This is a genomic window from Oceanimonas sp. AH20CE76 (genome assembly GCF_039654065.1).
In the GTDB taxonomy this organism is placed as follows: domain Bacteria; phylum Pseudomonadota; class Gammaproteobacteria; order Enterobacterales; family Aeromonadaceae; genus Oceanimonas; species Oceanimonas smirnovii.
In genome coordinates, this window is the sequence record NZ_CP155481.1 from 2,540,539 (window position 1) to 2,550,000 (window position 9,462).

8 protein-coding genes, 4 tRNA genes and 2 rRNA genes (1 of these 14 only partly in view) are annotated in these 9,462 nt (G+C 52.7%); 4 read left to right on the top strand and 10 right to left on the bottom strand.

Translation table 11 applies throughout. The features are described from left to right. Window positions 1–14 precede the first annotated feature (14 nt). The 4 genes from N2M06_RS12390 to gltX all read right to left on the bottom strand — a co-directional run bounded on the left by N2M06_RS12390 (window position 15) and on the right by gltX (window position 1,952). Window positions 15–90, bottom strand: a tRNA-Ala gene (locus N2M06_RS12390). A 38-nt stretch (window positions 91–128) separates the two neighbouring features. Continuing rightward, window positions 129–204: transfer RNA gene (locus N2M06_RS12395), tRNA-Ala, on the bottom strand. Window positions 205–231: 27 nt separating this feature from the next. After that, window positions 232–307: transfer RNA gene (locus tag N2M06_RS12400), tRNA-Ala, on the bottom strand. A 232-nt stretch (window positions 308–539) separates the two neighbouring features. Continuing rightward, on the bottom strand, window positions 540–1,952 hold the full coding sequence (gltX, locus tag N2M06_RS12405) for a glutamate--tRNA ligase (RefSeq protein WP_346350915.1): 1,413 nt from the start codon (window positions 1,950–1,952) through the stop codon (window positions 540–542). Window positions 1,953–2,139: 187 nt separating this feature from the next. Here gltX and N2M06_RS12410 point away from each other — a divergent pair, with 187 nt between their 5' ends. From N2M06_RS12410 to N2M06_RS12420, 3 genes are all read left to right on the top strand, one after another. Further along, window positions 2,140–2,688 carry a LysM-like peptidoglycan-binding domain-containing protein gene (locus N2M06_RS12410; RefSeq protein ID WP_317075772.1) on the top strand — a complete coding sequence of 183 codons (549 nt, stop codon included), beginning with the start codon at window positions 2,140–2,142 and terminating at the stop codon, window positions 2,686–2,688. Window positions 2,689–2,782: 94 nt separating this feature from the next. Then, the gene (locus tag N2M06_RS12415; RefSeq protein ID WP_346350916.1) at window positions 2,783–3,070 is read left to right on the top strand and encodes a hypothetical protein; all 288 of its coding nucleotides are present in this window, start codon (window positions 2,783–2,785) and stop codon (window positions 3,068–3,070) included. A gap of 75 nt (window positions 3,071–3,145) precedes the next feature. After that, window positions 3,146–3,883 (top strand): spermine synthase, encoded by a 738-nt coding sequence (locus tag N2M06_RS12420; RefSeq protein WP_346350917.1) that lies wholly within the window; start codon window positions 3,146–3,148, stop codon window positions 3,881–3,883. 67 nt (window positions 3,884–3,950) lie between these two features. Here N2M06_RS12420 and N2M06_RS12425 read toward each other — a convergent pair whose 3' ends face one another. From N2M06_RS12425 to N2M06_RS12435, 3 genes are all read right to left on the bottom strand, one after another. Beyond that, window positions 3,951–4,754: a siderophore-interacting protein gene (locus tag N2M06_RS12425; protein ID WP_346350918.1), complete on the bottom strand. Its 804-nt coding sequence runs from the start codon at window positions 4,752–4,754 to the stop codon at window positions 3,951–3,953. A gap of 132 nt (window positions 4,755–4,886) precedes the next feature. Continuing rightward, complete coding sequence (locus N2M06_RS12430; RefSeq protein ID WP_346350919.1) at window positions 4,887–5,720, bottom strand: class III extradiol ring-cleavage dioxygenase; 834 nt, start codon at window positions 5,718–5,720, stop codon at window positions 4,887–4,889. Then, a complete protein-coding gene (locus N2M06_RS12435) occupies window positions 5,713–6,189 on the bottom strand; it encodes a DoxX family protein (RefSeq protein ID WP_346350920.1) in 477 nt (158 codons plus the stop codon). Before N2M06_RS12435 ends, N2M06_RS12430 begins: the two co-directional genes overlap by 8 nt. Window positions 6,190–6,350: 161 nt before the next feature. On the opposite strand from N2M06_RS12435, the gene N2M06_RS12440 reads away from it, so the two are divergent. Beyond that, window positions 6,351–7,259 carry a LysR family transcriptional regulator gene (locus N2M06_RS12440; protein ID WP_346350921.1) on the top strand — a complete coding sequence of 303 codons (909 nt, stop codon included), beginning with the start codon at window positions 6,351–6,353 and terminating at the stop codon, window positions 7,257–7,259. A 40-nt stretch (window positions 7,260–7,299) separates the two neighbouring features. Here the strand turns inward: N2M06_RS12440 and N2M06_RS12445 are convergent. The 3 genes from N2M06_RS12445 to N2M06_RS12455 all read right to left on the bottom strand — a co-directional run. Beyond that, window positions 7,300–7,376: transfer RNA gene (locus tag N2M06_RS12445), tRNA-Asp, on the bottom strand. A gap of 36 nt (window positions 7,377–7,412) precedes the next feature. Then, a 5S ribosomal RNA gene (gene rrf, locus N2M06_RS12450) occupies window positions 7,413–7,527 on the bottom strand. Window positions 7,528–7,656: 129 nt separating this feature from the next. Next, window positions 7,657–9,462: ribosomal RNA gene (locus N2M06_RS12455) — 23S ribosomal RNA — on the bottom strand (it continues 1,083 nt past the right edge of the window).

Below are 9,462 nucleotides of genomic sequence, written 5' to 3' on the forward strand. Positions count from 1 at the left end.
GGGTCAGATTGTTTTGGTGGAGCTACGCGGGATCGAACCGCGGACCTCTTGCATGCCATGCAAGCGCTCTCCCAGCTGAGCTATAGCCCCAAAACAATACTGTTTTACTGGTGTTTGTTTCTACCGCCTGGTGGAGCTACGCGGGATCGAACCGCGGACCTCTTGCATGCCATGCAAGCGCTCTCCCAGCTGAGCTATAACCCCATTTGGCAGAAACTGCTCTGACTTGATTGGTGGAGCTACGCGGGATCGAACCGCGGACCTCTTGCATGCCATGCAAGCGCTCTCCCAGCTGAGCTATAGCCCCGCACAAGTCGTTGCAGGAATCTTGTCCCTGCGAGCGAGGCGCATAATAGGCACAGCGCTGTTCAGAGTCAACAGGCAATTAGAAAAATTAGTGCAAACAGATGATTTTTGAACAAAGCGTTCAGTAATTATTCATTTTGGCGGAATTTAGGATTGAGGATTGTGAAAACGGCGTTACCTGCAGGCAACGCCGTTTTTCTTCCAGCTTCAGGCTTTTCGCTTCAAGCTATGTATTACCCTTGAGCACGCTCGGCAATAAAGGCCAGTGCCATGTCGATGCGGGCCAGAACCTTGTCTTTGCTCAGCAGCGCCATCACGCCATCAATGGCTGGTGACTGACCAATACCGGTTACCGCCACCCGCAGCGGCATACCTACCTTGCCCATGCCAAGATCCAGCTCGGCCGCCACCGCATTGATCACTTCATGGATCGATGCCGCCTGCCAGTCGGTCAGGGCTGCCAGTTTGGTGCGGGCCAGCTGCAGCGGCTCGGCGGCTACCGGGCGCAGGTGCTTTTTGGCGGCCGCCGCATCAAACTCGCTGAAGTCTTCAAACAAATAGCGGCTTTGTCCGGCCAGCTCCTTCAGGGTATGGCAACGCTCGGCATACAGGCCAATCAGGTCGGTCAGCGCCGGACCTTGAGTCATATCTATTCCCTGATCCTGCATGTGCCATTCAAGATGACCGGCCACCTCCGCCGCAGGCAGGGTTTTCATATAGTGCTGGTTCAGCCACAGCAGCTTATCGGTATTAAAGGCAGACGCCGATTTGCTGATGGCATTGAGCGAGAACAGCGAGATCATTTCATCAAGAGTAAAGATCTCCTGATCGCCGTGAGACCAGCCCAGACGCACCAGATAGTTCAGCAGGGCCTGAGGCAGATAACCGTCGTCACGATACTGCATCACGCTTACCGCGCCATGGCGCTTGGACAGCTTGGCACCGTCATCACCCAGGATCATGGACACATGAGCAAACTCCGGCACAGGAGCACCCAGCGCTTTATAGATATTGATCTGGCGCGGTGTGTTGTTGATGTGATCTTCACCGCGTACCACATGGGTAATTTCCATATCCCAGTCGTCTACCACCACACAGAAGTTATAGGTAGGTGCACCGTCGGTACGGCGGATAATGAGATCATCCAGCTGATCGTTGGCAATCTCTATGCAACCGCGTACATGATCGTCAAAGACCACACTGCCTTCGGTGGGGTTGGCAAAACGAACAACATAAGGCGCATCGGCAGCATGCTGGTGCTCACCATGACGACAGGTGCCGTCGTAGCGGGGCTTTTCACCGGCAGCCATTTGCTGCTCGCGCAGGCTTTCCAGCCGCTCTTTGGAGCAGTAGCACTTATAAGCCTTACCTTGCTCCAGCAGCTGATCAATCAGCTGGTTATAGCGGTCAAAACGCTTGGTCTGGTAATAGGGGCCCTCATCCCAGCTCAGGCCCAGCCAGTTCATGCCTTCCAGAATGGCGTCAATGGCTTCCTGGGTGGAGCGCTCCAGATCCGTGTCTTCAATGCGCAGCACAAACTCGCCCTGCTGATGACGGGCATAAAGCCAGGAATACAGAGCGGTGCGGGCACCACCTACGTGAAGAAAGCCGGTTGGACTGGGGGCGAACCGTGTTTTAACTGTCATTCTGTCTGCCTTGGTTAAATAAGAGCTGAAAATGAAATGGCGGCTATTTTAGCACCCGCAAGGCATGGGGTGAAACGCCTTGTCGCAGCACCCTGTCTGCAACGCCGGCTTTTGTAAAGAAGCGGTGCCGCTATCTTGTGGAGTTACAGGGCGCTGGATACACTTGTGGCCGCGAGGGGAGGAAACTATGTCCAGATCAAAAAGCGCCGCCAAACATCAACAGCGCCACTCTTTGGGAGCGCGCTTTAACCAATTTACACTGCCTGCCCGCAAAGGCCTGGGGCGGCTGCTGAACGCTCTGGGTCGCTTGCCTCGCGTTCATAAGGCGGGTCTGCTGATCCTGCTTCCCGCCTGGCTGGGGTTGTTTGTCTGGCAACCGGCTCCGGCAACCCCGGATGCCCCTGTTACCGGTCGCTTGGCGGTGCCCTTGAGTGATGCCGACAAACGGGTGATAGATGTGCCCACTGGCGGCAAACGTATTGATCACACACTGGCACCCGGAGAAACGCTATCCGCTCTGTTCCGCAGTTGGCAGCTGCCCGGCAAGGAGCTGATCGCCCTGGTGCAGGCAGAGCCTTCTTACAAGCCGCTAAGCCGGCTGCAGGCTGGCCAGCAGCTCACCCTGGTGCTGAATGCCGACGGTAACCTGCATTATCTGGAAGTCCGGGATAATGGTCTGGTGCTGAATGCTTTTCGCCGGCTGGGCCAGGAGTTCACCATGGTAAATACTCAATAATATTCAGATGCCCGCTTGCGAGTTTTTAGACGGCTTCGTTATGGTAAACTGTGATCATTATCAAAAGTTTCAGTTAACCTGCAGGGAGCCATCAATGAACTTCAAGGCCTTTCACGCTTCTCTTAACCAGCCTCAGCCGCCGGTCGGCCTGTCTGATGCTCTCACCGCACTGTGGCTGGATGCCAACGACCGGTGGGAAGATGCCCACGAATGCATTCGCGATAACAGTGATCAGCCCTCTGCCTGGGTTCATGCCTATCTGCACCATGTGGAAGGCGTGCTGTGGAATGCCGATTACTGGTATGGCCGTGCCGGTAAAAAACGCCCCAATTGCTCCACCAAAGATGAGTGGCAGCAAATTGCGCAGGCGCTGCTGGACTGAATACCCTTCCGTATTTTTCAGGCCCCAGTCTCTCAGCCGGGGCTTTTTATTTTTTGTTATGCCAGAGAGATAGCGATGCCGCAGGAAATTTTCACTGCTCATGATGAATTCGGACCAATTCGCGTGCTGGAATCTGACGGTGTGCGCACCCTTAACTTTGGCGGCCCGGATGCTCAGAGCAGCTGGAGCAGAAGTGAACCTCATGTGCCACAGCTGGAATATGTAAGAGCCATGCTATTGGTACTGTTATTTAATACTCCCAGGCAGACACTGACTCTGGGGCTGGGTGCCGGTACCCTGAACAGTTGCCTGCATGCAGGCGTGGCTGGTTTGAAACAGCAGGTAGTTGAACTGCGCCCCGGTGTGATTGAGGCTGCTCAGCGTTATTTTCAGTTGCCTCAGGGCAAACGTCTGCAGCTGCATCAGGCCGATGCCTTTGCTTTTATGCGGGAGTACAAGGGTAAAAAACTGGATGTGATCTTCAGTGACTTGTATAACGCTGATGATGCAGAAGGCGAGCAGTTCTCGGCGGAGTTTATCGAAAACTGCCGACACCAGCTTAAAACCGGCGGCTGGCTGGTGCTGAACTGCTGGGACTGTCATCAGAGTGACGAGTTTATGGCACTGCTGGACCGTCACTTTTGCGAGGTACGTTCCTGCCTGCTCAGCAGCGGCAACTGGGTGGTATTTGCCGGCACCAGCCCCGCTCCTGGCAATGCCAAAGCACTAAAAGAGCAGGAATGGACGCTCAGCAAACAGCTGGGCTTTTCGCTGCAGCCTTATCTGGGAAGGCTGGCCAGTCATGGCTCATGATTTCATATTCTGAGCTACCGCAGCCAGGTTGCGTGTTATAACAACGTAGGTAGGTCACCCGTATTATTTAACGATAAAAAGCGTCGTTGTCTTCTCGTTTCAATACCTTGTGGCCATCTTCGGTAACACCTTCCTTCCAGTAACTACTAAAGTAACATCTACTACGTTCAACATTATGCTGGTCAGAGATATATCTGCGAATGGCCTTCATGACATTAAACTCACATGCGCACCAGACTGAAGGACGACCACGCAACCACTCAAGTTTTTCTACTGTGTTTGCCAGTGATTCCTCTTCACCTTTAATACATAATTTCAAGTTCACTCCTGCTGGAATATTTATTTCGGGCATATCATCTTCAGATGTTAATGCTAATACAACATAGCCCTTTGCACATTCAGGCAAGGTGTTTATTTCAACGCTTAATGCAGGAATTGCTGCCATGTCAGCAACCAGTAAAAACCAGTCTGCATCCATATTGATGGGCTTTATGATACCGGGCCCTGCCATGAAAATGGTATCACCAATAGCTGCATGCTGGGCAAAGTAATGACCATAACCGCCGCTGTTAATCGATATGGGTGTTTTTTCTGGCAGATCCCGATGCTTGACAAAATCTACCGTGATTTGTTGATGTAACGGGCTGAATTTTCTGATGGTGTAAGTTCGTAATACCGGCTTTTCTTCTTCACCAAGTAAAGACAGATCGGTTTTACCCTGTGGAGTAAACATAAGTTTGATGTACTGGCCAGCACTACACTCTGTGAAAGGGGTAATATCATCGACTGTAAATACAAGGCGCTGCATATGAGGTGTGACAGAGTAACAATCACTTACTGTCAGCTTTTGTATTTTCTTATCTTTTTTCATTTTTCACCCGTTAGTATTTAATGGCATTTGATGTGATAAAACCAGGCAACCACACTATAATGCAATTAAAACTAATTTGCATTTACGTTTTACAGTAATTTTTACGCTTCAGCCAGGTCTTTAAGCAGACGATCAAACCAGAGATTCCGGTCCCCAATATACAATGCCCGACTTTTTGCCCAGGATCGTCGCAGAAATATGAGTACTACAGGGCTTTTCTGCCAGCCCGTAGCAGACGTGCAGCGGCAGCAGATGCTCTTCCCGGGGGTGACAGAGTCGGGCATAGGGCGCATGCTCCCAGTGCACCAGCCGCTCCGCACGTTCCGGCTCCTTTATGTCAGTACTGCTGCAGGTTTCTTTCAGCCAGTATTCAAATGCCGCATTACCGGCCTGAATGTCCGGTGTATCAGCCGCGAAAAAAGCGCGCATATTATGGAAGGAGAAACCAGATCCAATCACCAGCAGATTTTCACACTCCAGAGCCTGTAACGCACGTCCGATGGCAAGGTGCGTAGCTGCATTCAGACTAGTGACCAGTGACAACTGAACACACGGAATATCTGCCGCCGGATACATGAGCTTAAGCGGAACAAACAGGCCGTGATCAAACCCCCGGTGCTCATCGAGCCGGGCAGTAATGCCTGCCTGCTCAAGCGCCTGGTGGATCTGCACCGCCAGCACAGGTTCACCCGGGCAGGGATACTCGATGAGATAGGACTCCGGCGGAAAGCCGAAGTAATCGTAGATCAGAGACGGGCTGGCTCCTGAAGTAATGGTTGGCACCGTCTCTTCCCAATGGGCACTGATCACCAGTATGGCCGAGGGCCTGGGCAAGGCACCGGCGATTGTCTTGAGCTGAAACACCATCTCTTGATGGCCCGGATCTCCCAGCAGCGGCATAGGGCCGCCTCCGTGAGAGATAAAGAGAATATTATTGCTGGGTTTAGACCGGGAATGATTATGCATCAGTACGCAACCCGTTTCCTGCACGCTCGAAATGCTTCAGTATTATGTCGTCCAGCGAGAGCCGTCCCGCTCCCTGAATGGCCAGAGCAAGTGTCGCCGCCAATAATGTCAGAGCATATTCGTAGCCGTTATTGGACACAAACAGGCCATTGTCGATATGTACGGAAAAAATTGCCACCAGCATAGTAAAAGCAGACACCAGCGCTGCCGGACAAGTCAGCAAGCCCAGTAGCAGCGCTATACCACCAAAAAACTCGGCACTGCCGGCCAGCATTGCCATCAGATAGCCGGGAGTCAGACCAATGCTTGCCAGCCACTGCCCTGTTCCTTCCAGACCATGGCCACCAAACCAGCCAAACAGCTTTTGTGCCCCATGAGCAGCCAGGATCAGCCCGACGGGTATCCGCAGCACCAATGAAGCATAACCACCGTTACTGCTGAACAAGCTCTGTGCTAATGAACGTTTCATGGAATGCCCTCAAATGAAGATAATAATGAGTGTGCCTGAAAGTATATGTTTAGGAAGTAAGCACACTTTACTATCTCTTTTTGACGGGATTAATACTGCTCACATTGCTTAATTATAAACATAACATTGATAATTAGACGTCTACTTTGTCAGGAGCTTCCATGGACCGTATTGATGCTATGCGTGCCTTTGTTACCGTGGTCACCGAAGGCAGTTTTACCCGTGCAGCAGAGCGGCTGAATATGTCACCGCAGCTGGTCAGCAAGTATGTTTCCCGCCTGGAAGACCACCTCGGTGCACGCTTGCTCAATCGCACCACCCGCAAGATACACCTTACCGAAGCCGGATCCCGTTACGCCCAGCGTGCCCAGTTAGTGCTGGATGATATTGACGATATGGATAGCCAGCTTACTGATCTGCAGCAAAATGCACAGGGGCTACTGCGCATCAGTGCCCCGGTATCCTTTGCTACTTTGCACCTGGCTCCTTTGCTCTGTCGCTTTCAGCGCGCTCATCCGGCGGTGAGTATCGACCTGCAACTGAACGACCGAAAAGTGGATATTGTGGAAGAAGGCTTTGATATAGCGCTGCGCATCGGCCATCTAAAGAGCTCATCCATGATTGCCAAGCTGATAGCTCCGGTCAGGCTGATCATGTGCGCCGCTCCGGCTTACCTGGAAAAACACGGCACTCCTTCCAGTCCGGATGAACTAAAAAATCATCGGTATCTGCGCTACAGCTATATGGAAGACAACACCGGTTTTTCTATCAACGAGTGGCTACAACCGGCTGGATATCAACAAACAGGTGACATGCTCAGCAATAATGGAGAAATACTGGTCAGCGCCGCCATAGAAGGTGCCGGTATTATCATTCAACCCTCTTTTATTTGCGGCCCCGCCATTGCAGCAGGCAAGCTGAAAGTTGTGCTGCCGCAACATGAGCCCGAGCCCATGGGTCTTTATGCCGTATATGCACACCGTAAATTGCTGGCCAGCAAGGTCAGATGCTTTATCGATTTTATGGAAGGATACTTCAGTAACCCGCCGTACTGGGATAATTTTGATTAAAACGAAAAAACCCCAGCCAATCGGCTGGGGTTTTGAGTAATGGCGGAGCGGACGGGACTCGAACCCGCGACCCCCGGCGTGACAGGCCGGTATTCTAACCAACTGAACTACCGCTCCGCATAAAGCTGTATAGTCAGGAGTACTATATTGGGTGCCTGGCAGTGACCTACTTTCACATGGCAGCTGCCACACTATCATCGGCGCGGTTGCGTTTCACTGCTGAGTTCGGCATGGAATCAGGTGGTTCCACAACGCTATGGCCGCCAGGCATAAAACTGTAATTCGGAAGAAGCGACCGCCAAGGATGGCGGGAATGCAGAAAATGCAGGAGCAATTTTCTGCGGTTTGATGAATTCGTAGTCTCGACCTGCAAGGTCTCACACTTCTTGGGTGTTGTATGGTTAAGCCGCACGGGTCATTAGTACAGGTTAGCTGCACGCCTCACAGCGCTTCCACACCCTGCCTATCAACGTCCTGGTCTCGGACGGCCCTTTAGAGGTATCAAGTACCTAGGGATGACTCATCTCGAGGCTCGCTTCCCGCTTAGATGCTTTCAGCGGTTATCGATTCCGAACTTAGCTACCGGGCAGTGCCACTGGCGTGACAACCCGAACACCAGAGGTTCGTCCACTCCGGTCCTCTCGTACTAGGAGCAGCCCCTCTCAATCATCCAACGCCCACGGCAGATAGGGACCGAACTGTCTCACGACGTTCTGAACCCAGCTCGCGTACCACTTTAAATGGCGAACAGCCATACCCTTGGGACCGACTTCAGCCCCAGGATGTGATGAGCCGACATCGAGGTGCCAAACACCGCCGTCGATATGAACTCTTGGGCGGTATCAGCCTGTTATCCCCGGAGTACCTTTTATCCGTTGAGCGATGGCCCTTCCATTCAGAACCACCGGATCACTATGACCTGCTTTCGCACCTGCTCGACGTGTCTGTCTCGCAGTTAAGCTGGCTTATGCCATTGCACTAACCGTACGATGTCCGACCGTACTTAGCCAACCTTCGTGCTCCTCCGTTACACTTTGGGAGGAGACCGCCCCAGTCAAACTACCCACCAGGCACTGTCCTCATCCCCGATAAGGGGACCAAGTTAGAACATCAAACATACAAGGGTGGTATTTCAAGGATGGCTCCACGGCAACTGGCGTCACCGCTTCACAGCCTCCCACCTATCCTACACATGTAGGGTCAATGTTCAGTGCCAAGCTATAGTAAAGGTTCACGGGGTCTTTCCGTCTAGCCGCGGGTACACCGCATCTTCACGGCGATTTCAATTTCACTGAGTCTCGGGTGGAGACAGCGTGGCCATGGTTACACCATTCGTGCAGGTCGGAACTTACCCGACAAGGAATTTCGCTACCTTAGGACCGTTATAGTTACGGCCGCCGTTTACCGGGGCTTCGATCAAGAGCTTCACCTTACGGCTAACCCCATCAATTAACCTTCCGGCACCGGGCAGGTGTCACACCCTATACGTCCTCTTGCGAGTTAGCAGAGTGCTGTGTTTTTGATAAACAGTCCCAGCCACCTGGTCACTGCGACTGGCTCAGGCTCCATCCGCGAAGGACTTCACCCGCTCCAGCGTACCTTCTCCCGAAGTTACGGTACTATTTTGCCTAGTTCCTTCACCCGAGTTCTCTCAAGCGCCTTGGTATTCTCTACCCGACCACCTGTGTCGGTTTGGGGTACGGTTCACACACATCTGAAGCTTAGAGGCTTTTCCTGGAAGCAGGGCATCAATGACTTCGGTACCGTAGTACCTTCGTCTCGGGTCTCAGCGTTGCAACTCCGGATTTACCTAAAGTCACCGCCTACGCCCTTTCACCAGGACAACCAACGCCTGGCCCATCTAGCCTTCTCCGTCCCCCCATCGCAATGTGTGTCAGTACGGGAATATTAACCCGTTTCCCATCGACTACGCCTTTCGGCCTCGCCTTAGGGGCCGACTCACCCTGCCCCGATTAACGTTGGACAGGAACCCTTGGTCTTCCGGCGAGGAGGTTTTTCACCCCCTTTATCGTTACTCATGTCAGCATTCGCACTTCTGATATCTCCAGCATGCTTCACAACACACCTTCGCAGACTTACAGAACGCTCCCCTACCACTCACGCAAAGCGTGAATCCGCGGCTTCGGTGCCTGGTTTTAGCCCCGTTACATCTTCCGCGCAGGCCGACTCGACCAGTGAGCTA

Bases quoted from the DNA above. Each gene is read 5' to 3' on its own strand.
- gltX (WP_346350915.1), bottom strand. From the start codon at position 1,952: ATGACAGTTAAAACACGGTTCGCCCCCAGTCCAACCGGCTTTCTTCAC.
- N2M06_RS12410 (WP_317075772.1), top strand. From the start codon at position 2,140: ATGTCCAGATCAAAAAGCGCCGCCAAACATCAACAGCGCCACTCTTTG.
- N2M06_RS12415 (WP_346350916.1), top strand. From the start codon at position 2,783: ATGAACTTCAAGGCCTTTCACGCTTCTCTTAACCAGCCTCAGCCGCCG.
- N2M06_RS12420 (WP_346350917.1), top strand. From the start codon at position 3,146: ATGCCGCAGGAAATTTTCACTGCTCATGATGAATTCGGACCAATTCGC.
- N2M06_RS12425 (WP_346350918.1), bottom strand. From the start codon at position 4,754: ATGAAAAAAGATAAGAAAATACAAAAGCTGACAGTAAGTGATTGTTAC.
- N2M06_RS12430 (WP_346350919.1), bottom strand. From the start codon at position 5,720: ATGCATAATCATTCCCGGTCTAAACCCAGCAATAATATTCTCTTTATC.
- N2M06_RS12435 (WP_346350920.1), bottom strand. From the start codon at position 6,189: ATGAAACGTTCATTAGCACAGAGCTTGTTCAGCAGTAACGGTGGTTAT.
- N2M06_RS12440 (WP_346350921.1), top strand. From the start codon at position 6,351: ATGGACCGTATTGATGCTATGCGTGCCTTTGTTACCGTGGTCACCGAA.